Annotated in this window: 20 protein-coding genes and 3 pseudogenes; 12 read left to right on the top strand and 11 right to left on the bottom strand. The window is 63.0% G+C overall.

All coding sequences use genetic code 11. The features are described from left to right. Nucleotides 1–10 precede the first annotated feature (10 nt). The 3 genes from trpC to X739_RS146075 are packed head-to-tail and all read right to left on the bottom strand — an operon-like array spanning nucleotide 11 to nucleotide 3762. The gene (trpC, locus tag X739_RS146065) at nucleotides 11–859 is read right to left on the bottom strand and encodes an indole-3-glycerol phosphate synthase TrpC (protein WP_023795192.1); all 849 of its coding nucleotides are present in this window, start codon (nucleotides 857–859) and stop codon (nucleotides 11–13) included. A 3-nt stretch (nucleotides 860–862) separates the two neighbouring features. Further along, nucleotides 863–1873 (bottom strand): anthranilate phosphoribosyltransferase, encoded by a 1011-nt coding sequence (trpD, locus tag X739_RS146070; protein ID WP_023795191.1) that lies wholly within the window; start codon nucleotides 1871–1873, stop codon nucleotides 863–865. Continuing rightward, on the bottom strand, nucleotides 1870–3762 hold the full coding sequence (locus X739_RS146075; protein ID WP_023795190.1) for a SurA N-terminal domain-containing protein: 1893 nt from the start codon (nucleotides 3760–3762) through the stop codon (nucleotides 1870–1872). Before X739_RS146075 ends, trpD begins: the two co-directional genes overlap by 4 nt. Nucleotides 3763–3905: 143 nt before the next feature. On the opposite strand from X739_RS146075, the pseudogene tpiA reads away from it, so the two are divergent. From tpiA to X739_RS146090, 5 genes and pseudogenes are all read left to right on the top strand, one after another. Then, nucleotides 3906–4684, top strand: a pseudogene (gene tpiA / locus X739_RS01000000166340) (triose-phosphate isomerase). Nucleotides 4685–4851: 167 nt separating this feature from the next. Then, nucleotides 4852–5250, top strand: a pseudogene (secG, locus tag X739_RS0134800) (preprotein translocase subunit SecG); the annotation flags it as partial. Between the two features lie 395 nt (nucleotides 5251–5645). Beyond that, a complete protein-coding gene (locus X739_RS146080) occupies nucleotides 5646–6776 on the top strand; it encodes a L,D-transpeptidase (RefSeq protein WP_023795189.1) in 1131 nt (376 codons plus the stop codon). 297 nt (nucleotides 6777–7073) lie between these two features. Next, nucleotides 7074–8711 carry a CTP synthase gene (locus X739_RS146085; RefSeq protein ID WP_083883046.1) on the top strand — a complete coding sequence of 546 codons (1638 nt, stop codon included), beginning with the start codon at nucleotides 7074–7076 and terminating at the stop codon, nucleotides 8709–8711. 8 nt (nucleotides 8712–8719) lie between these two features. Further along, nucleotides 8720–9259 (top strand): DUF1697 domain-containing protein, encoded by a 540-nt coding sequence (locus X739_RS146090; RefSeq protein ID WP_023773787.1) that lies wholly within the window; start codon nucleotides 8720–8722, stop codon nucleotides 9257–9259. A 36-nt stretch (nucleotides 9260–9295) separates the two neighbouring features. On the opposite strand, the gene X739_RS146095 is transcribed toward X739_RS146090, so the two are convergent. Beyond that, nucleotides 9296–10753, bottom strand: coding sequence for an NCS1 family nucleobase:cation symporter-1 (locus X739_RS146095; RefSeq protein ID WP_023773786.1), 1458 nt, complete (start codon nucleotides 10751–10753; stop codon nucleotides 9296–9298). Nucleotides 10754–10854: 101 nt separating this feature from the next. Next, on the bottom strand, nucleotides 10855–11145 hold the full coding sequence (locus X739_RS1000000170645; RefSeq protein ID WP_023795188.1) for a hypothetical protein: 291 nt from the start codon (nucleotides 11143–11145) through the stop codon (nucleotides 10855–10857). A gap of 160 nt (nucleotides 11146–11305) precedes the next feature. Here X739_RS1000000170645 and X739_RS1000000168245 point away from each other — a divergent pair. The 7 genes and pseudogenes from X739_RS1000000168245 to X739_RS146130 form a co-directional block, all read left to right on the top strand. Next, nucleotides 11306–11528, top strand: a pseudogene (locus tag X739_RS1000000168245) (peptide ABC transporter ATP-binding protein); the annotation flags it as partial. 99 nt (nucleotides 11529–11627) lie between these two features. After that, complete coding sequence (locus X739_RS146110) at nucleotides 11628–11930, top strand: DUF982 domain-containing protein (RefSeq protein WP_015317826.1); 303 nt, start codon at nucleotides 11628–11630, stop codon at nucleotides 11928–11930. A 276-nt stretch (nucleotides 11931–12206) separates the two neighbouring features. After that, nucleotides 12207–12689 carry a hypothetical protein gene (locus X739_RS1000000167155; protein ID WP_023773783.1) on the top strand — a complete coding sequence of 161 codons (483 nt, stop codon included), beginning with the start codon at nucleotides 12207–12209 and terminating at the stop codon, nucleotides 12687–12689. After that, a complete protein-coding gene (locus tag X739_RS146115; RefSeq protein ID WP_023795186.1) occupies nucleotides 12686–13861 on the top strand; it encodes an ABC transporter substrate-binding protein in 1176 nt (391 codons plus the stop codon). The genes X739_RS1000000167155 and X739_RS146115 overlap by 4 nt, the downstream gene beginning before the upstream one ends. After that, complete coding sequence (locus X739_RS146120; protein ID WP_023773781.1) at nucleotides 13849–14811, top strand: PQQ-dependent catabolism-associated beta-propeller protein; 963 nt, start codon at nucleotides 13849–13851, stop codon at nucleotides 14809–14811. The genes X739_RS146115 and X739_RS146120 overlap by 13 nt, the downstream gene beginning before the upstream one ends. Continuing rightward, nucleotides 14808–15533, top strand: coding sequence for an ABC transporter ATP-binding protein (locus X739_RS146125; protein WP_023773780.1), 726 nt, complete (start codon nucleotides 14808–14810; stop codon nucleotides 15531–15533). The genes X739_RS146120 and X739_RS146125 overlap by 4 nt, the downstream gene beginning before the upstream one ends. Next, entirely contained in the window at nucleotides 15530–16336 is an 807-nt protein-coding gene (locus tag X739_RS146130; RefSeq protein ID WP_023773779.1) for an ABC transporter permease, read from the top strand. The genes X739_RS146125 and X739_RS146130 overlap by 4 nt, the downstream gene beginning before the upstream one ends. On the opposite strand, the gene X739_RS146135 is transcribed toward X739_RS146130, so the two are convergent. The 6 genes from X739_RS146135 to coxB are packed head-to-tail and all read right to left on the bottom strand — an operon-like array spanning nucleotide 16337 to nucleotide 21496. Continuing rightward, on the bottom strand, nucleotides 16337–16753 hold the full coding sequence (locus tag X739_RS146135; RefSeq protein WP_023773778.1) for a c-type cytochrome: 417 nt from the start codon (nucleotides 16751–16753) through the stop codon (nucleotides 16337–16339). Then, nucleotides 16734–17612 carry a cytochrome c oxidase assembly protein gene (locus X739_RS146140; protein WP_023773777.1) on the bottom strand — a complete coding sequence of 293 codons (879 nt, stop codon included), beginning with the start codon at nucleotides 17610–17612 and terminating at the stop codon, nucleotides 16734–16736. The genes X739_RS146135 and X739_RS146140 overlap by 20 nt, the downstream gene beginning before the upstream one ends. Next, the gene (locus X739_RS146145) at nucleotides 17609–17950 is read right to left on the bottom strand and encodes a hypothetical protein (RefSeq protein WP_023773776.1); all 342 of its coding nucleotides are present in this window, start codon (nucleotides 17948–17950) and stop codon (nucleotides 17609–17611) included. Before X739_RS146145 ends, X739_RS146140 begins: the two co-directional genes overlap by 4 nt. After that, nucleotides 17950–18555 carry a cytochrome c oxidase subunit III gene (locus tag X739_RS146150; protein WP_023773775.1) on the bottom strand — a complete coding sequence of 202 codons (606 nt, stop codon included), beginning with the start codon at nucleotides 18553–18555 and terminating at the stop codon, nucleotides 17950–17952. The genes X739_RS146145 and X739_RS146150 overlap by 1 nt, the downstream gene beginning before the upstream one ends. Further along, nucleotides 18552–20528, bottom strand: a complete 1977-nt coding sequence (ctaD, locus tag X739_RS146155; RefSeq protein ID WP_023795185.1) for a cytochrome c oxidase subunit I — start codon at nucleotides 20526–20528, stop codon at nucleotides 18552–18554. The genes X739_RS146150 and ctaD overlap by 4 nt, the downstream gene beginning before the upstream one ends. Further along, nucleotides 20525–21496 carry a cytochrome c oxidase subunit II gene (gene coxB / locus X739_RS146160; RefSeq protein ID WP_051410605.1) on the bottom strand — a complete coding sequence of 324 codons (972 nt, stop codon included), beginning with the start codon at nucleotides 21494–21496 and terminating at the stop codon, nucleotides 20525–20527. The genes ctaD and coxB overlap by 4 nt, the downstream gene beginning before the upstream one ends. Between the last annotated feature and the right edge of the window lie 19 nt (nucleotides 21497–21515).

Here is a 21515-nt window from a genome sequence, read left to right as displayed (position 1 = left end):
CACTTTGACTCTATGCATCGTGCTCTCCGAAAATCGATTCCGATTTTCGGCCCGATGCATCGGACGCCTTGCCCGTGAGCAGCGAGCGCGTTGCACCAGTCACGTCCCGTTGGCGCATCAAGCTCTCGCCCACCAGGAAGGCGCCGATGTCCATCCTTTGCAGTCTAAGACAATCGTCATGCGAGAAGATGCCGCTTTCGCTGACCAGCAAATGACCGCCCGGCACCATCGCCCGCAACCGCTCCGACGTATCGAGGCTGGTCTCGAATGTCCGCAGATTGCGGTTGTTGATGCCGATCAATTGCGATGACAGTTTCAGCGCTCGCTCCGTCTCGGGTTCATCGTGGACCTCGATCAGGGCATCCATGCCGAGCTCGAAAGCGGTCGATTCGAGTTGGCTGGCCATGGCATCATCGACGCTGGCCATGATGATCAAAATGGCGTCCGCGCCCCAGGCCCGCGCCTCGTAGACCTGGTAAGGGTCGAACAGGAAATCCTTGCGCAGGGCGGGCAGCGCCACGGCTGCTCGCGCTTCGGTCAGAAACTCCGGTGCGCCCTGAAAGGAGGGCGCATCGGTCAGCACGGAAAGACAGGCCGCGCCGCCTTTTTCATAGGCCCTGGCCAGGCTGGGCGGATCGAAATCGGCACGGATCAACCCTTTGGACGGGCTTGCTTTCTTGATCTCGGCGATCAGTGCGAAACCACCCGATCCGCGCTTCGCTTCGAGCGCGGCGAGGAACCCGCGCGGCGCGTCGGCGTCCTTCGCGCGCGCCTTGATCTCTGCCAGCGGCACGCGTGCCTTGGCGGCGGCGATCTCGTCGCGCTTGTAGGCTTCGATCTTGCGCAGAATGTCAGACACGGTTCACCCGTTCGAAATCTCGACCAGCCGGTCGAGCACCTGCAGCGCCCGGCCGCTGTCGATGGCCTGTGCGGCGATGGCGATGCCATCACGGAGCGTCGTAGCCTTGCCCGCAATCACCAGTCCGGCGCCGGCATTCATCAACACCGTGTCGCGATAAGCGCCGGCGGTGCCGCCCAGCATATAGCGCAAGGCCTTGGCATTGTAGGCGGCATCACCGCCACGCAACTCATCCTTGGTATGACGCTTCAGTCCAACCTCTTCCGGGGTCAGCGTGAAGCCGCGGATTTCGCCGCCGATCAGTTCGGCTACCTGTGTCTCGCCTGTGGTGGTGATCTCGTCATAACCATCGCCGTGAGCGACCCAGGCATGCTCGGTGCCGAGCGCCTTCAGCGTTTCGGCCACCGGCATGATCCATTCCGGCATGAACACGCCGACCATCTGCCGCCTGACGCTAGCCGGGTTCGAAAGCGGGCCGAGCAGGTTGAAGATGGTGCGCGTACCAAGCTCGCCACGAACCGGACCGACATGCTTCATAGCCGGATGGTGCGCTGGCGCGAACATGAAGCCGACGCCGGCTTCATGGATGCACTTACCGATTAGCTCCGGCGCGATGTCGATCCTGACGCCAAGGGCAATCAGCACGTCGGCCGCGCCGGTCAGCGAGGACAGGCCGCGATTGCCGTGCTTGGCGACCGGCACGCCGCTGCCGGCAATGACAAAGGCGGAAGCCGTCGAGATGTTGACCGAGTGCGAATTGTCGCCACCGGTGCCGACGATGTCGATGGCGCCGTCAGGAGCATCGACGCGCAGCATCTTGGCGCGCATTGTGGCGACAGCGCCCGAGATTTCGCTCACCGTCTCGCCGCGTACGCGCAACGCCATCAGGAAGCCGCCGATCTGGCCTGGGGTCGCATCGCCCGACATGATGATGTCGAAGGCCTCGCAGGCTTCCTCGAAGGACAGGGCGGTGCCGGTCGCGACTTTGGCAATATGGGTTTTCAGCGCGCTCATCTTGTCGAGGCTTGGGCAACGGCGCCCTGGTCGATGCGGACGTCGTACTGCGTCTGCAACTGCGCCACCAACTGGTCGAGCAGGTCGTCGGACATGCCGGAGGTGAATGATTTCTGCGCGTCGTCCGGCACCGAGTTGGCGTCGGCGCCGGCCGGTTCGAACACTTCGGCGACCTTGAACAGGATCTGGCCGTCGCCGGTGGGCGAGGGGATCAATCCGGTGCCGCCTTCGCCGACCCCGAACATGACGGCGGCGCCCTCCTTGCCGAAATCGGCATCGTCGGCTTCGCGCTTCAAGCCGCGCTTGGTCTGCTTCTCCAGCTTGAGTTCGCCGGCGATAACGTCGAGCGTGGCACCGGCCTTGAGGCGCTTCTCGAGTTCGTCCGCCTTGGCGGCGAGCCGCTTGGCGGTCTCGGCCGCCGTCCAGTCGGCGACAACCTTCTGGCGCACCTCATCAAGAGTGCGGTCGCGGGCCGGTGTGATCGAACCGACTTCATAGAAGACGAAGCCGTTGTCCGCCGTGGTCAGCGCCTCGTTTTCGGTGTTCGGCTCCGCATCGAAGACGGCCTTGATCAACGCCGGCGATTCCGGCAGGTCCTTGACTATGGAGCCATCGGGCCTCAGGCCGTTGCGATCGATGGCGTCGATGGTGATGTCTTTAAGCTTCAATTTGGCGGCTGCGTCGGCCAGCGAACTACCCGATGCGCGGGTGTCTTCATAGTTGTCGTGCACATCCAGAAGGATGCGGCTTGCCTCGCCCAGCGCCAGGTCCTTGCGAATCTGGTCGGACACTTCGGCGAGCGGCTTTACCACCTCGGGCTTGATCTCGGTCACGCGCAGCAGCACTGGACCGAAGGCGCCCTGCACGACCTGGCTGACTTCGTTGGCGTTGAGCGCGAAGGCGGCATCGGCAACCGCCTTGTCGGCGATCTTGTCCTTGGCGAGCGTGCCAAGCAGCGTGTCGACCGGGGTCTTGCCCTCGGCGGTCACCAGCTTGTCGAAGGTAGCGCCGGCCTTGAGCGAATCGAGCGCCGCCTTGGCGGCATCCGGCGTCTTGAACACAAGCTGCTCGATGGTGCGCGTTTCGGGCGTGGTGTAGCGTGCCTTGTTCTTGTTATAGTCGTCACTGACCTGCTGGTCGGTGACCGCGGTCGTATCCATGATGTCCGCCGGTTCCAGGCGGACATAGGAGAATTTTCGGTATTCAGGTGCGGCATAGCTTTTCTTGTTGGCCTCGAAATAGGCCTGAAGCACGCTGTCGCTCGGCGCCGCGATCGGCTCGACCAGCGCCCTAGGCAAAGTCAAATAGTCGACCGTGCGGTCTTCACCTCGATAGAGCGCGACCGCCTTGAAAAACGTGTCCGGCGCCTTGAGGCCGTCCGAGACCGCCTCGACAATCTGCTGGCGCACCGCCACCTGGGCACGGTTCTTCAGATAATCCTCGGGCCGCATGCCGACTTGGTGCAGCATGTAGTCGAATGTCCTTCGGTCGAACTGACCGCCAGGGCCCTTGAAAGCCGGATCTTCGCGGGTGAGTTCGGCCAGCCGGTCCTTGGAGAGGCCGAGGCCGAGCTTGCGTGCCTGCTCGTCGAGGACGGCACCGGAAACGAGTTGCGCCAGCACCTGGTTGTCGATGCCGAGCGCCTTTGCCTGTTCATGAGTGAGGCGTTGACCAAACTGCTGCGACATGACGGCGAGCTGGCGGTCATAAGCGAGGCGGTATTCGTTGATCGATACCTTGGTGCCGCCGGCCGTTATCACCGAATCGTGGCCCGCAAAGCCGCCCATCAGCCGTCCGGAGATGCCCCAGGCGGCGAAACTGACCACCAGCAGCGAAAGCAATGTCTTCGCGACCCAGGTACCCGCCGCGCTTCTCAATACACCAAGCATGGTTACTTCCGATTTATGCGCATTTTCGCATGCGCCGAGTCTGAAACAAGCGCAATAGCGCCCTTCCGGCCCACTGTCGATTGCTTTGTGGCCTGATTTTGGTAGTGAGGGCCAGAGCTTGATATCGCCCGGAGAAGCACACCATGACGCCAGGAATTCGCCCGATTGTCGCCGGCAACTGGAAAATGAACGGTACCAGCGCCTCGCTGAACGAGCTCAGGATGATCGGCAACGGTTTCATGAGCGGNTGAGCGGGCTCGACGCCGAGACCGAAGCGCTGGTGTGCGTTCCCGCGACGCTGCTTTCCCATGCCGCGGAGATTTTGTCGCGCACGCCGGTCCATGCCGGCGGCGAGGACTGTCATCCCAAGGAAAGCGGTGCTTATACCGGCTGTATTTCCGCGGAGATGCTGAAGGACGCAGGCGCCAGCCACGTCATTGTCGGCCATTCCGAATGTCGCGAGCAAAGCGGCGAGGACGATGCGACGGTCCAGGCCAAGGCCACCGCCGCCTGGCGGGCCGGGCTCGTGGCCATCGTGTGCATCGGCGAGACGCGGCAGGAGCGTGAGGCTGGAGCCACGCTGGAGGTGCTGTCGCGCCAGGTCGCCGGCTCAGTGCCGCCAAGCGCCACGCCATCCAACACCGTCATTGCCTATGAGCCGGTGTGGGCGATCGGCACCGGCCTTACGCCAACCACGGCCGATGTGGCCGAGGCGCATGCGCATATCCGCGAAAAGCTGGCGGAAAAACTTGGGACCGCCGCCGCCAGGATGCGCATCCTCTACGGTGGCTCGGTCAAGCCCTCCAATGCCGTTGAACTGCTGGGCGTCAGGAATGTAGACGGCGCGCTGGTCGGCGGCGCCAGCCTGAAAGCGGCTGATTTTCTGGGTATCGCCGAAGCCTATCGCAGCATTGCGGGCTGAGATTCACCAGGATGGCGGGGTCTCATCCCTTCCAAATTCGTTGCAAAGGGGGCGTTGCTTCCCATATTCCGGCCACGGGCTTGGAAATGCCGTGAAAGCATTGTATTGAGCCGCCTCCAATTCACCGGCCGTGTCCGCGGCCGGGCAGGGCCTTGCCAGGATAAATTATGCAAACCGTACTGATCGTCATCCATCTCATGGTCGTGCTCGCCCTTGTCGGCGTGGTGCTGCTGCAGCGCTCCGAAGGCGGCGGTCTCGGCATTGGTGGCGGATCGGGCTTCATGACCGCGCGCGGCGCGGCAAACGCGTTGACCCGGGCGACGGCGATCCTGGCGGCAGCGTTCTTTGTGACGTCGCTGACCTTGTCGATCATTGCCCGCTACGGCGAAAAGCCGATCGACATTCTCGATCGGGTTCCCGCGACCTCGGATGGCGCCGGCAAGGGCGTGCTCAACCAATTGCCGGGTACGGCCACGCCGGCACCCGCCGGCAACACCACGCCGACGCCGCCGTCCGGCAACGACGCCGCGACAAAACCGCTGGCAACTGCCCCGGCCACCGCGCCAGATCGGCCACAACGGCGTCGAGCANCCCGCCGGCAACACCACGCCGACGCCGCCGTCCGGCAACGACGCCGCGACAAAACCGCTGGCAACTGCCCCGGCCACCGCGCCCGCCGGCGGCACCACGCCGCCAGCGGCCAATGGAACCACCAACACCGCGCCGGCGTCGCCTCAGGTTCCGAACCAATAACCTTACGTTCGAAACCGCGATCTGTGTTCGTTTGAACACAGTCGCGGCAAATGCTGCGCAATCACGAAGATTCGACGGACCGCGGCGCGGTCTCGCGCTTGAGGCATACGCGCTTATTCGACTATAGATTGCACGCGGCATTTTCGCGTCCTTGGGGGACGTCGGGCGACGCCGTGGGCAACAAGCATTGAACGATCGGATCTTCGCCATGCAGCTTCGCAGCTTCATTTTCCTGGGACTTTGCGCCGCAATCGGCATGAGTTCCCCGGCCTCCGCCGCCATGCCGGCAAACATGGCCGCACAACAGTCGGTATCGCTTGAAAAGACCGACGCCATCCCCGTCGCTGCCAAAAGCGATGCGACGCAGTTGAAGCTTCTCAAGAAGAAGAAAAACCCCACGCCGGAGGATCTCGCCCAGATCAAGAAGATCGAGGCCAAGATCGTTGCCGACAAGGAGGATGCCAAGGCCAAGGCGCTCGAGGCCAGGAAAATGGCGATGCGCGAGGCGGCCAAGGCCAGGGCTGACGCAGATCGGCAGGCGTTCCTAGTCAGCAAGGGCCAGAAAGCGGCGGCAACGGACTTGGCCGACGCCAAGCCGGCCAAGAAGACCGTCAAGATCATCGAACCGATCGAACCTGTCACCCCGATCCCGGCGGCCGAGGCCATCCCAGCCGAGGCGATGAATGTCGCTTTGACGGGCAACAATGGCGAACTGCGCAGCGAGGTCGTCGGCGGCCAGAAGCAGTCAAGCGGCGGCCTGTTCGCGGGTCTGTTCGGTGGAACCTCGTCTGGCTCATCGATCAGCTATCTGCCCGAGACACGCGCGCTCGACTCGGCACTTGCCCAGAAGAACGCCAAGAAGCCGTTCAAGGTGAAGCCGGAATTCGTGCCTCAGGACGTGGAATTCACCGGCTATGACGCCGGCACAATCGTAATCGACACCAGCGCTCGCCGACTCTACCTCGTCGAATCGTCGACCACCGCACGCCGTTACGCCATCGCGGTCGGCCGCGAAGGCCTGCAGTTCAAGGGCACGGTCGCGGTCGGTGACAAGCAGGAGTGGCCGCGCTGGATCCCGACGCTCGACATGCAGAAGCGCGAGCCCAAGCACTACGGCCAGTACAAGGACGGCATGGCCGGCGGCGGCCAGAACCCGCTCGGCGCCCGCGCTATCTATCTCTATGACGGCAGGAAGGACACGCATCTGCGTATCCACGGCACCATCGCGCCGCAGTCGATCGGCACCAGCGCGTCCAATGGCTGCTTCCGCATGATGAACGAGCACGTCATGGATCTATACAGCCGCGTCCGGGTCGGCACCAAAGTCGTCATCATCTGACGTTTCCGTCATCATGCCGAAAGGGCCGGCTCAGCCGGCCCTTTTGTTTTGCTTAGAGCAATTCAATGTTTGATGGAATCTCTGTAACTGCTTTGTTTTTACTGCAAATTCCGGACGGAAAGCCGCTACGCACTTTTTCCTGGAATTGCTCTAAGGTCCCGGTCAAAACCCTTTTGCCGTGATGCCTGTCCCGAAAACCGGATCCCACTTTTCGGGATCATTGTCCGAGCGCCTTTTTGGGAAAAAGCCTTCGCGGCGGTTTTTTCTCTGGCGGAATCAATCCGGCCGCGTTAAGCGATGACTCCCATGGCGCGATATGTATTCATCACAGGCGGCGTGGTTTCCTCACTTGGAAAAGGCATTGCCGCAGCGGCCCTTGGGGCTCTCCTGCAGGCGCGAGGTTATCGCGCACGCATCAAAAAACTCGACCCCTACTTGAACGTCGATCCCGGCACGATGTCGCCGTACCAGCACGGCGAGGTGTTCGTCACCGACGACGGTGCCGAGACGGACCTCGATCTTGGCCATTACGAGCGCTTCACCGGCCGGTCCGCCAATCAGCAGGACAACATCACGACCGGGCGTATCTACAAGAACATCATCGAGCGCGAGCGGCGCGGCGATTATCTCGGCGCCACGGTGCAGGTGATCCCGCACGTCACCGACGAGATCAAGAACTTCGTCCTCGACGGCAATGACGACTATGATTTCGTGCTGTGCGAGATCGGCGGCACGGTCGGCGACATCGAGGCGATGCCTTTCCTCGAGGCAATCCGCCAGCTCGGCAACGACCTGCCGCGCAACAACGCCGTCTATGTCCACCTGACGCTGATGCCCTATATCCCGACGGCGGGCGAACTGAAGACCAAGCCGACCCAGCATTCGGTCAAGGAACTGCGCGGCATAGGTATCGCGCCCGACATTCTTCTGGTGCGCGCCGACCGCGCCATCCCCAAGGAAGAGCGCCGCAAGCTGTCGCTGTTCTGCAATGTCAGGGAAAGCGCCGTCATACAGGCGCTCGACGTGCCGCATATCTACGACGTGCCGATGGCTTATCACAAGGAAGGTCTGGATTCGGAAGTGCTGGCCGCCTTCGGCATCGAGCCGGCGCCCAAGCCGCGCATGGAGCCGTGGCAGGCAGTCTCCAACCGTATCCACAATCCGGAAGGCGAGGTCACCATCGCCATCGTCGGGAAGTATACCGGCCTCAAGGATGCCTACAAATCGCTGATCGAGGCGCTTTCGCATGGCGGGCTGGCCAACCACGTCAAGGTCAAGCTCGACTGGATCGAATCGGAGATCTTCGAAAAGGAAGACCCGACGCCATGGCTGGAGAAGGTGCACGGCATATTGGTGCCCGGCGGCTTCGGCGAGCGCGGCTCGGAAGGCAAGATCCTGGCGGCAAAATTCGCACGCGAGCGCAAGGTGCCGTATTTCGGCATCTGCTTCGGCATGCAGATGGCGTGCATCGAGGCGGCGCGATCGCTGGCCGGTGTCGAACATGCCTCGTCGACTGAATTCGGCCCGACCAAGGAGCCTGTCGTCGGTTTGATGACCGAATGGCTGAAAGGCAACATGCTGGAAAAGCGCAGGGCTACTGGCGATCTCGGCGGCACCATGCGGCTCGGCGCCTATCAGGCCGAGCTCGCCAAGGGTTCGAAGATCGCCGACATCTATGGCGACACCCAGATTTCCGAACGTCACCGGCACCGCTACGAGGTCAATATCGACTACAAGCAGCGCCTGGAGGATTGCGGGCTGGTGTTTGCAGGCATGTCGCCCGACGGTGTGCTGCCGGAGACGGTCGAATACCCCGACCATCCCTGGTTCATCGGCGTGCAATATCACCCCGAACTGAAGAGCCGGCCGCTCGATCCGCATCCGCTGTTTGCCAGCTTCATCGAGGCGGCGGTGGAGCAGAGCCGCCTGGTCTGACGGCTTCCATGCGGACCTATGTCGCGCTTCTCTACAGCATCATCCTGGGAGAGGGGCGGCGGGTCGTCATGTCCGACCTCAAGGCCATGGCGGAAAGCCTCGGCCTGAAGAATGTCCGCACCCTGGTGGCGACCGGCAACCTGGTCTTCGAGAGCGAAAGGATCTCGGTCGCCGGACTCGAGAAGCTGCTGGAATCCGCGTTCGAACAGGCCTTTGGCCGCCACGTCGATATCATCGTCCGTGCCGCCGAAGACTGGCGCAAACTCGCAAGCAGCAATCCATTCCCGACCGAGTCGGTGGAAGCCGGCGACCAGGTGGCGGTGCGCGTAATGCGCAAACCTGTAGCCGAAGACGCAATATCCGGGCTTCAAGCCTGTGCCGCCGCGGACGAGAAAGTGCTTCTGGTCGGCGGCGACATCTGGGTCGTCTTTTCAAGGGAGAGGCCCAGCTCGCGCCTACTTGCCGCTGCCAACCACAAGCGCATGGGCGTCGGCACCTCGCGCAACTGGAACACCGTGCGCAAGCTGGCCGAAATGATCGCGCGGTAAAGCGGGGCGGCTCGGGGCCGCCCCGCTTTGGTTTCATCAAGCTTTCGCCATCTTGGCGCTGGCGCTCACGGCCGCAGTGCGCAGCACGTAGTAGATGACGCCGGCAATCGCCACGCCGAAGAACCAGCCATAGACGCCCCACCAGGACGGCAGCCAGTTGGTGAAGTTGGGCAGGATCGACGAGAAGATGGCGCCGATGCCGGCGGCGATGAAGGCATTGACGTGCCAGCCACCCTGGAAGCGGAACTCGCCGTCCTCGCGATATAGCGCCTCGACGTCGACTTCACCTTTGCGGATCAGATAGTAATCGACCATCATCACGCCGAAGATCGGCCCCATCGTTGCGCCGATGACGTTGACGAAGGATGCGGCACTGCCTTCCCACGGCGCAAAGGGATAGAGCACCAGCGCGATGACGGCCGCGATGTAGCCGCCTTTCTTGAAGTCGATCTGGCGGGGAAAGACATTGGAAAAATCGAAGGCCGGCGAGACGAAGTTGGCCACGACATTGATGCCGAGCGTCGCCACCGCGAAGGTCAGGGCGGCAAGGGCGGCCAGGAACCAGCTGTCGAACTTGGCCGAGATCTGGTCGGGGTGCAGCAGCACCTCATGGTAGACGTCGTATGCGGCGATGGTGGTGACGCCGGCGACCAGCGAGAACAGGATCAGGTTGATAGGCAGGCCCCAAATATTGCCCTTGCGCAGCGATGCCTGGTCGGGGGCATAACGGGCGAAATCGCAGAAGTTGAGATAGAGCGCCGAGAAGTACGTCACCCAGATCGCCGCCACGGCAAACAGTGCGGTCCAAGACCCTGGATCACCAGGGACCCCCGCATCCTTGGTCTTTTCCAGCAGTACATCCATTGGGATATCGCTGGTGAAGGCGAAGGTTCCTGATTTGACGCAGAGATAGACCGCCAGGATCAGCATCATCACCCAGACCGCCGGGCCAGCCCAGTCCTGGAAGCGGCGCACCGTTTCCATGCCGCGTTGGATGATCAGCAGTTGCAGTGCCCATATGACTACGAAGCAAATCACCTCCAGGCCGGAATGGCCAAGGAAATGGGTGTTGGCGTTGAAATCGGCGAACCATTGCGAGCGGATCAGCAATGCGACGATGGCGCCTGAGGCGGCCGCTGTCTGCGCGCCGTACCAGAAGCAGGCGACGATGGCGCGCACCAGTGCCGGAATGTTGGCGCCCCAGATGCCGAAGGAGGCGCGGGCGAGCACGGGGTAGGGCACACCGGTCTTCACACCGGCGTAACCAACCATGTTCATCAGTGCGTAGATGATCAGCGAACCGATGCCGATGGCGATGATGAAATTGACGAAGCCGCCACAAAACAGAAACAGGCTGGCGGCGAGGTAGTAGCCCCATAGGCTATGGACGTCCGACGTCCAGACGTTGAAGATCGAGAACGGTCCCCAGTTCCGAACCTTGGCAGGAGCGAGGTCTTCATTATACAGGTCAGGCGATGCGCCTTGTATCGTCATTGCAATGTCCCCTTCTTGCAGCACGCGCCCTCACGCGTTGACCGCAGAGGTTACGCCTGACGTAGGGGAACCGGCAAGCAATCGATTTGCCGGCTTTGGCCTTAAAGATATTCAATGCGAACGGCGATTATCGACAGGCCCTGATGGTGAGCCGCTTTTGAAACAGGGCTGCCTGTTGATTCGAATTCTCGATCCACGGCTTCCAGTTTGCCCTGCTGCAGCAGATTCTGGGCCGTCATCGTGTCGGCGAGCGCTATTCCAGCGCCATTGATCGTCTCACGCATGATCAGCGTACAATCATCCAGCGTCGTGTTGGATTTCGGCGTTGTGTTGATTCCGGCGGTCTCTGCACAAAACGCGGCGAGCAGATGTTCGATATTGAAGGCCGACATGGGCGTTGCGGCCGCAGTGGTCGGCCTGCTGATCGCGCTGGCCCGGCAAGGCAGCCCGGTGCACGTCCTCGGCGTGCTCGGCATTGCCAAGAACGTCGGCAACCTGGTGGCCGAACCGTTGCGCGCAGATCGTCAACCTGCTTGCCGATCTCCAGGAGAAACCCGCATCGCGGTCATGTATATCGGCTCGATCGTCGAGGAGGGCCCGGCGGAAGAGGTGTTTTCAGCCCCCGCCCACCCTTACAGCCAGGCCCTGATCTCGGCCGTTCCCGTCGTGCAGACGACGCCCAGTGGGACGCGTAAGCGCCCCCCGATGCCCAATCGCGGTTGAGCGCTGCCGATCGGAACGGCCGGAGTTGAGGGAGCACCAATCCGGCCGCTAAATTTCTTTAAACATTTCTGTTTTCCGTATGGAACAAATGGCCAGGCGGGGCGTTTCACAGGGTTCGATCGAGCACATCTCGATCGACCGGGAGGAAACAATGGACTACCTGCATTTCTTTGCGCCCGTGCGGATATCGCGCGGGCAGGGGCATCCTGTAGAAGAAGTGGATAGTGTTGCCGAGGCGATGGTTTTCTTGCGTAAATGGCCGACGGGACGACGTGGCCCAGTGTATCAGTGCGCGCTGAATTGCTGCTCGGCTGCCCTGTCGGGACAGATGTCGGCGGAGGAAGCCAGAAAAGCGTTCACCGGATTCGCCCGGATCACGCGGCTTCTCGACGATGACATGGCGCTGCCGATGGGCAGCGACAGCATGGCGAGCATACACGCGCTGCGGCGATAGCCGCCACGCCCCTTTGCTTCTGGTGGATCGCGCCCGTGACGGACGCGATGGAGGTTGTGTCTGCCCTTTCGGGACATGTCGAGGTATCGCTTCTCAATTCTCCCTGAACCCACAATCGAGCGAATCGCGAACCGGCGTCAATATCAAGCATGCTAGAAGCAAAACTCGCCATTGCACCTGGATTGGACAGACCGGCATTGCCGGCTCTACCATCGCCGGTTGACGACCCGCGGGCGAAGAGGCGAAGATCTGACGTGGCCGATCCTCGGATCGTCAATGAACTCGCCCAACCGCTCCATCAACGGCTTGCATGCCGCCAACACGGTAAAGTTCGTGCTTGAACGACTCCAGCAGAACAGTCCTCTGCGGGTAGAACTGAACACGCAGGGCAGAGACGCCGACGCCGCGCGCCGCATTGCGGTTGAACTCCAGTTGTTGCAGCGCCATGCCGGACGTCCCGCCGTGGGGAAAACGAATGTCTATTCCGCAGGCATCACGATTTTGGCCGCGTTTCCCAAAGAAGCGCGATACCTGACGCCGGATACAACTCTGCTGGTGCACGAACGAAGCCTTGACGCCCCGCGGTCCGCCGCGCTGATTGTCACGCACACCTTGGCTCAGGCCTCGTCGCTGGCCGACCGCATCGTCGTTCTGGAGGGCTCGCCAGCAGATATCATGCGTGACGTCCGGATTGCGCGGGATGACGGATCGGCTTCACGGTGTTTCGCAGCCGGAGCGCAGGCAGGCGGAGCGGGATGAAACTTGCGCTCTCGATCCTGCTGCTTCTGTTGGTCGCCGCGCCCGGGTCCGCGGCACCGCGGACGATGGTGATCGGCTATATCGGCCAGACGCGCATGCCACCCCTGCCTTTGGGACCGCTCGACCAGCCCGTCAGCGATGACGGCCTGCAGGGCGCGCGGCTGGGCATCGCCGACGACGACGGGACGGGGCGCTTCCTGGGGCAGAATTTCAAGCTCGAAGAACGCGTCCTGAAGCCAGGCGAAGCGCCGAAGGACGCAATCGCCAGCCTGGCCGCCACGGGCGTCACTTTCGTCGTGGCCGATCTCGACGCGGCCACGCTGAGCCAGGCGGTTGCAGCGCCCGTAGCGGACAAGATGCTGTTCTTCAACAGCCGCGCGCCCGACGATGCGCTCCGCCAGCAGGACTGCCGCAAGAACCTCCTGCATACGGTTCCAAGCCGCGCCATGCTCGCCGACGGCCTGGCGCAATATTTTGTTTGGAAACGGTGGCAGCGCTGGTTCCTGCTCGTCGGCCCGCATCCTGCGGACCAGGCGATGGCGGCAGCGTTGCGCCGTTCGGCGGCACGCTTCGGCGCCGAGATCGTCGTCGACAAGCCGTGGACGTTCCGGCCGGCCAATGGCCGGGCCGACACCGGACATGTCACGCTGCAGACCGAAATACCGGCCGCCACCCAGGTCGGTGATTACGACGTGCTGGTCGTCGCCGACGAGGCGGACGAGTTTGGCGCCTATCTCGAAGGCCGAACCGCATTGCCGCGGCCGGTCGCCGGGACGCAGGGGCTCGTGGCGATCGGGTGGAGGGCGGTCAACGAGGAATGGGGCGCAACCCAACTTCAAGATCGGTTTCGCAAGCAAGCCAAGCGCTGGATGACAGCTTACGACTACGCCGCCTGGCTTGCCGTGCGCAGCATCGGTGAAGCGGCAACACGCCTGCGAAGCCTCGATCCCGCGGCGATTACGGCGTATTTGCGAAGCGGCGACTTCCTTCTCGCCGGCTTCAAGGGACAGGGTCTGAGCTTCCGGCCATGGGACGGCCAGATGCGGCAACCTATCCTGATATCGGGACCGCGACTGCTCGTCTCCAGTTCGCCGCAGCCGGGTTTCCTGCACCAGCGCACGCCGCTCGACACGCTGGGCATCGACCTGGAGGAAAGCGCATGCAGGTTCTGATCGCGATCCTGCTGTCGATGTCCATCGTGGCCGGACCTGCCGCCGCGGAGACAATCTACGTGTCGAACGAGCAGGACAACACGGTGGCGGTGGTGGATGGCGCCAGCATGAGCCTGTCCACGACCATCAATGTGGGAAGGCGCCCGCGCGGAATGGCGCCTTCGGTAGACAAGAAGCTGCTCTTCGTTGCTGTTGGCGACGACAACCGGATCGACATTGTCGATCTTGCCAAACGGCAGGTGATCGGCCAGCTCCCCTCGGGAGCCGATCCGGAGTTTTTTGTCGTGCATCCCGACGGTAAACGGCTGTTCGTCGCCAATGAGAACGACAATCTGGTTTCGGTGGTCGATATCGCCTCCGCCAAGGTTATCGGTACTGTCGACGTCGGCGTCGAACCCGAGGGCATGGCGGTCAGTGCCGACGGCCGCTACGTTGCCTGCACCTCGGAGACCACCAGCATGGTGCATCTCATGGATGCCGGCACGCTCGAACTCCTCGACAACCTCCTGGTCGACACCCGTCCGCGCGCCGTGGCGTTCTCCCCGGATGGAAAGCAGCTTTGGGTGTCTTCCGAAATACGCGGAACCGTGACCGTCTTCGACACCACGTCTCGTGCAGAGACCGGCAAGATCGAGTTCGAGGTCCCTGGTATCCGCCGCGAGGGCGTCCAGGCGGTCGGCATCGAAATGGCACGCGACGGCGCCACTGCCTATGTGGCGCTCGGTCCGGCCAACCGGGTGGCCGAAGTGGATACCAAGACGCTGGCGGTGCGCCGCCTCTATCTCGTCGGCCAGCGGCCCTGGCATGTGGCGCTGTCCGATGACCAGAAGCGCCTGGTCAGCGCCAATGGAAATTCCGGCGACATCTCGTTCATCGATCTGGAAAATGAGGAGGTGGTGAAGTCGGTGCCGGTGGGACGCGGCCCCTGGGGAGTGGTGATCGGTCCATGAAGGCGCTGTCACTCGAAGGCCTCGGGCACAGCTTCGGAGAGCGGCGGGTCCTCGATGCCGTGTCGTTCTCGGTCGCTGAAGGCGGGATGTGCGTGCTGCTCGGACGCAACGGCGCCGGCAAGACGACGTTGTTCTCGCTGGTCACCGGCCTCTACCATGCCCGATCCGGCCAGATCGATGTGTTCGGCCACTCCATGCGAACCGATCCGGGCGCCGCACTTGCCCAGATGGGCGTGGTCTTCCAGCAGCAGACGCTCGACCTCGACCTCACCGCTGCCGAAAATCTGCGCTATCACGCCTCACTGCATGGGCTGGAGACCGGCATCAGCGAAACGAGATTGCGCGAGGAACTCGACCGGCTGGAGGTTCTCGACCGGTGCGACGAGCCGGTCCGTTCGCTATCGGGCGGTCAGCGGCGGCGCGTCGAAATCGCTCGCGCGCTGATGCACCAGCCGCGTATCCTGCTGCTCGATGAGCCGACGACCGGGCTCGACGTGCCTGGGCGCCGGGCGATCGAGCAGCACGTACGCGCGCTGTGCCGGGAACGAGGTATTGCTGTTCTCTGGGCGACGCATTTCCTGGAAGAGGTATCGGCCGGCGACGACCTGGTGGTGCTGCACAAGGGCAGGCTGCGCTGGGCCGGCGGCGCCGGCCGCGTCGCCGCGGATCTTGCGGTCGGCAGCCTCGCCGATGCATTCGATCTGCTGACGGAGGCGGGATGAAGACACCTCACGCGGTGCGGGCGCTCATGGGAATCCTACGCAGGGAGATGTTGCGAACGCTTCGGCAGCGCGGCCGGCTGCTCTCGGCGATCATACGGCCTTTGGTCTGGCTCGCCATCTTCGCCGCCGGCTTCCGCTCGGTGCTTGGCCTGTCAATCACGCCGCCCTATCAGACCTACGTGCTCTACGAGGTCTATGTCGTCCCTGGGCTGGCGGCCATGATGCTGCTCTTCCATGCCATGGCAAGCTCGCTGGCAATGGTCTACGACCGTGAGATGGGCAGCATGCGCCTGTTGCTGACAGCGCCGCTACCACGCTGGTATCTGCTTGCCGCGCGGCTGCTGGCGAGCGTCGTCGTCGGTCTGCCACTGGTCTATCTGTTCCTGCTGATCGCGCGTTATTGGGACGTGCGCCCGCCGCTTCTAGGCTACCTCGCCGTGTTTCCGGCGTTGGTCCTGTCAGGCCTGATGCTGGGCGCGTTCGGGTTGCTGGTATCGTCCGTTTCGACGCAGATGGAGAACTTCGCCGGCGTGATGAACTTCGTCATCTTCCCGACGTTCTTCGCCTCGACGGCGCTTTATCCGATATGGCGGCTCGCCGAGGCGGGGCCGGTGCTGGCTACGATCGCCGCATGGAACCCGTTCAGTTCGGCGGTCGAACTGATACGCTTCACGCTCTATCTGCGCTTCGATCCCGTTTCCGCCATTGTCGTTCTCGCCTGCCTCGTCGTGTTTTTCCTGGCGGCAGTGGTCGGCTACGACCCCGGCCGCGGCCTGTGGTCCCGGCGCGGCGGCGAGGGCTGATTATTTCAAGGCGTAGAGGTAGGCGGCGATATCACGCGCCTGCTGCTCCGTGATCCCAGTCGATGGCATGGCCGTGTGCGGATTGATCTCCCTGGCCGCTCGTATCCAACGGATCAGGTTCTCCGGATTGTTCGCCAGCACGCCACCGATAAAGACCCGGTCGGCAAGGCTGGAATCGAGGCGTGGACCAACCTGGCCCTGTGCCCCCGGCACGCCGGGGATCGTATGACATCCGGAGCACCCGTTCGCGATCATGATCGGAATGGCGCGCGCGCCCAAGCCGCCGGTCGCCATGTCCGATTCGTTGCGAACACGATCAGCGCGGTCGGACCACAAGGTCGCCGCGGCGACTGCCGCGGTCAGCAGCAGGATCGCGGCGAGCGCGCCGCTCACCATCCTAGCCAGGCCGGAGCGCATGGGTTACCTCTCTGGTTCCGCTCTTGCTTATCCAAAGGCCGGCAAGCAGCAAGGCGGCTCCGCCATAGATCAGGCCAGCCGGAACCCACATCACCAGTCCGGCGAGCTGCTGGTCCTCGATGGGGGTTAGGCCCCAGAGCGCCGCGCCTCCGGCATTTTGCGGGTACCAGAGTCTGGGCGACAACAGCAGGAGCACGCCGAGCAGACCGGTGTGCAGTGACGTGAAGAAGAGATGCATGACCGCGCTGCCACAGGCCTGCTGGCGGCCGGAACGCGGCAGAATCACCCACCAGAACAGCAGGGCTGTGCCGAGGAAGCTCGCATGCTGGGCGTAGTGCAGCACGCCCTGCTGAAGCGCTGCCTCGAACAGGACGGGAACGTGCCAGATCCAGATCGCGATACCGTGGATGATGGTTGCGTTGAGGGGACGGCTGGCAACGGTCCAGATCGCCTGGACAATCCTGCCGTGCGTGAGCCTTCCCGTCCCTCGGCGGAGTGCGGCTGGCAATGCCCATATCAGGGCCGCGCCGGGGCAGGCGGCGACAAGGAGTGGCGCCGCTACCGCCATCAGCAGTTCATGCTCGATCATGTGGGCGGCAAACACCCGTTCGCCAAGCGCATGGATCGGGCTAACCAGTGCTCCGGTCAGAACGCCCCAGCCGGCGGCAAACAACAGAACCTGCCGCGTCCGCTCGGAGCGGCCCCGGCTGCTGCGGCGCCACAGCCGGCTCGCTCCGAGCGCATAGATGAGCGCGATTGCGGCCAAAGGGAGCGTGATGGGAAAGGCAAGCGTCCATCCCGCTTGGGGCGCGCCGGCGCCATAGCAGATCGAGGTTGAGAAAAAGGCCTCGAAGCTCATCGCAGGCACTCGTCGAGAATGAGCGCGGCGCTGCCCTGCATGACGATGACGAGGGCAAAAAGCAAAGCCGCAAGAATGCCGAGATCGGCGACGAATTGCTCGGTCCCGCGCGTGCGCTCCGGCTTGAAAGCCGCGCCCCCCTGCCGCCGTGCCCGCCAAGAAAGCACGCCGCCGAGAAGCGAAAGCAAGGCCAGCAGCAATGCGATCGGAAGCACGACCGGAATCTGGCGATTGCACTGCCACGGAACAAGCGCGTAGTTCAGCTGCGTCGAGATTGCCCAAGCCAAAGGCCCCGACAGAAGACCACCCCAGGACGTTCCCAACCGCAGCGCGCGCATCAGCCTAGCCTCGGTACCCAGTAGATGAGCAGGTAGATCGGGATCCAGGTGAGCACCACGAAATCCCAATAGAATACGTTGTCGCCCACATCGCCGAATCGCCGGCCGCTATAGCCATGGCGAGTGAACATCAGCACCGTCAGCACGATCGTGTCGCCCACGTCGGTGATCAGATGCGTGGTGTGCAGTCCAAGCAGCACCCAAAGCATCGAGCCGTACGCGTTTGTGTCCCAATAGATGTTCAACGCCGGGAACTCGAACCAGCGCACCACGAGCGGGGCGAGACCGAACAGCGACATCACCACCATGCCGATTCGCACCGGTACCATTGCGCAATGCTTGGCGTAGCGATTGAGGATGTGGTTTGGGACTAGGCTGGCGATCAGCAACAGGGTGAGGATGGTTCCCGGCCAATGGTTAGGTTCCGGGGCGCTCAGACGCCAGTTGGGCCATGACATCGCCAGGTAGAGATAGGCGCCGGCCGCCAGCGCGAAGCCCGTCCCTTCCAACGCCATGAAGCCGAGTGTGCCCCACCAGGTCGGGCTGCGCGGACCATGGCCGAACGTAGGGAGAGCGGAAAGGTCGGTGACGGGCCGCTGGTTCATTCCTCGTCCTCCGGATCGCCCTTGGGCCAGAACCAGCCGACCAGCGTGAGTGCGATCGGCACGGCGCCCCAGACGATCGCCCACGGCGTGAAGATCGAGTAGAGGAACGTGCCACCCACGGCGATCGCCGCCAGCAGCGGCCAGATCGACGGCGTCGCAGACTTCTCGCGAATGTCAGGGTAGGCCTCCGCCACAGTCGAGATGAGCAACTCGCGGACATCGACGCGGAGTCCGGTTGCGACAGGGAGCGCCGCTCGTTCGGCCCACAGCGGCTCGACATTCGTCACGATCGGAACGCGCGTGAAATTGTAACTTGGAGGCGGGGACGACGTGGCCCATTCCAGGGTGCCGGCATCCCAGGGGTTATCCCCGGCCGGAGCCCCTTTCAATGCGCCATGTATCAGGTTGAAAGTGAACAGCACGAAGCTCAGGAAGAACAGCACCGCGCCGGCACTGATGAACAGGTTGATGTTTCCCCAGCCAAGCTCCGCCGGATAGGTGTAGACCCTGCGCGGCATGCCCCAAAGGCCGACGAGATGCATCGGGAAGAAGGCCGCGTTGAAGCCGATGAAGGCCAGCCCGAAATGCCAGCGTCCGAGACGTTCACTCATCATGCGCCCGGTGATCTTGGGGAACCAGAAATAGGCCGCGCCCAGCAGCGGGAATACCGATCCGCCGATCAGCACATAATGGAAGTGGGCGACGACGAAATAAGTGTCGTGCACCTGAAGGTCGAGCGGCACCGAGGCGAGCATGACGCCGGTTAGCCCGCCGATAACGAAGATGAAGAAAAAGCCGAAGACGAACAGCAGCGGCGTGCGGATCACCGGTCTGCCATCCCACAAGGTCGCCAGCCAGCAGAAGATCTGCACGCCATTGGGGATGGCGATCAGCATGCTGGACGCCGTGAAGAAGCTCGCCCCGAGCTTTGGCAATCCCGTCGCAAACATATGGTGAACCCAAAGGCCGAACGACAGGAAACCCACCGCGATCAGCGACAGGACCAGCCCTAAATGGCCGAATGTCGGTCGCCGGGCAAAAGCGGGAATGATGGAGGAGACCATCCCTGTCGCCGGCAGGAAGATGATGTAGACCTCGGGATGACCGAAGAACCAGAACAGATGCTGAAACAGCAGGGCGTCGCCGCCCTCCGCGGGATTGAAAATGTGGGTTCCGACAAGCCGGTCGAGAATGAGGAAGGTCGAGGTGATCATGACTGCCGGCATCGCGAAGACGACGACAAAGGAAGTGACCAGCAGGGCCCACACATAAACCGGTATCTTGTCCAGCGACATGCCGGGCGCGCGTTGCTTGAACACGGTGACGATGGTGGCGACGGCGACGGCGAGCGACGACACTTCGGTATAGGTGATCATTTGCGCCCAGACGTCGGCGCGCTTGCCCGGGGAAAATTCCGGTCCGGATAGGGGCACATAGGCGAACCAGCCGACGTCCGGCGCCATGTTGAGGAGGAATGAGGTCCAGGCAAAGACCCCGCCCGAGACGTAGATCCAGTAGCCGAATGCATTGAGCCGCGGGAAGGCGATGTTGCGCGTGCCGACCATCAGCGGCACCAGATAGATACCCGTTGCCTGCACGATAGGAACAGCGAACAGGAACATCATGGTGACGCCATGCATCGTGAACAGCTGGTTGTAGAGGTCCGGCCCGATCAGCCCACGCTGCGGCCCCGAGAGTTGGATTCGCATGGCGACCGCGTTCAGCCCGCCAAGGCACAGGAAGATGAAGGCCGTGATCAGATAGCGCCTTGCGATGACCTTGTGGTCGACGCTCGACAGGGCTCCGATGATGCCGGGCGGCGTGCGCCATGCCCGCGTGAGCCAGTGGTGCAGGCTGGCATCGTCCATGCCGGTATCGCGCGGTCCGTCATGCTCGGGAGCCAGGTCGCCCTTGGTGGCGGTCTCGCGTTTCGGCGGCAGGTCGCGTTCGCTGGTCAGATCCGCGCTGCTCATTTCAGACCCTCGAGATAGGCGACGATGGCGTTGAGTTCGTCGCCGTTGAGCTCCACCACAGGCATGTGGGAACCGGGCTTCACGCCTTGGGGGTCCGCTATCCAGGCGGCGATATTGCCTCGGCTCATCGTCAACGTGCCGGCGGCGAGCGTTCGCCGGCTGGCAATATGCGTCAGATCCGGCGCGATGGTTCCTCCCGCTGGAGTGCCCCCCATCCTGTGGCACATCACGCAGGGGCGCTTTAGAAACAGGTCCTCGCCAGCCTTGGCCTCGTCGCTCGCGGGAGGGCCAGATGGTTGCAACTGGTCGTTCCACCAAGCGTCGAACTTTTCCTTCGGCTCGGCGATGATGAAGGTGCCCATGTTCGCATGCTGCGCACCGCAAAACTCGGCGCACTGGCCGCGATATACGCCAGGCTTGTCGGCCTTGATGTCGAGCACATTGATATGACCGGGGATGAGGTCAAGCTTGCCGGAAAGGCTCGGGACCCAGAAGGAATGGATCACGTCCGTCGATGTCAGCAGAAGCCGCACGGGCTCCCCGGCGGGGATGTGGATCTCGTTCGCCGTGGTCAGGATGCGGCTCGGCGTGGCGTCTTCGTAGCGCACTTCCCACCACCATTGGTGGCCCGTGACGCGAATGGTGAGCGCGGCGTCGGAGCCGATCGCCGCAAGCGTCCTGTTGGCGAAGAAACTCAGCAAGGTCAGCCCGACCACGATCACTGCGGTCAGCCCGACGGCGATCACGACAACGCGCAACTTTCGATGATCGGCGCCGGCGTCGAGCACGAGCGGCTCGGCGCCGTCCCGCGACCGCATCATCAACGGCGTGGCAAGAGCAATCATCACCAGGACCCAGATCACCGCGCAAAGCGCGGTGAAAACCCAGATGAGCCATGCCAGCTCACTGGCAGCGGGCCCTTTCGGGTCGAGCGCTGATTGCCATCCCGAGCATCCCTGCAAAAACATGACGCAGGCCGTGCCGAAC

Source organism: Mesorhizobium sp. LNHC209A00 (assembly GCF_000502915.1).
Taxonomy (GTDB): Bacteria; Pseudomonadota; Alphaproteobacteria; order Rhizobiales; family Rhizobiaceae; genus Mesorhizobium.
The sequence above is the reverse complement of the archived record's forward strand: the minus strand, read 5'-3'. Positions and strand labels throughout refer to the sequence as shown.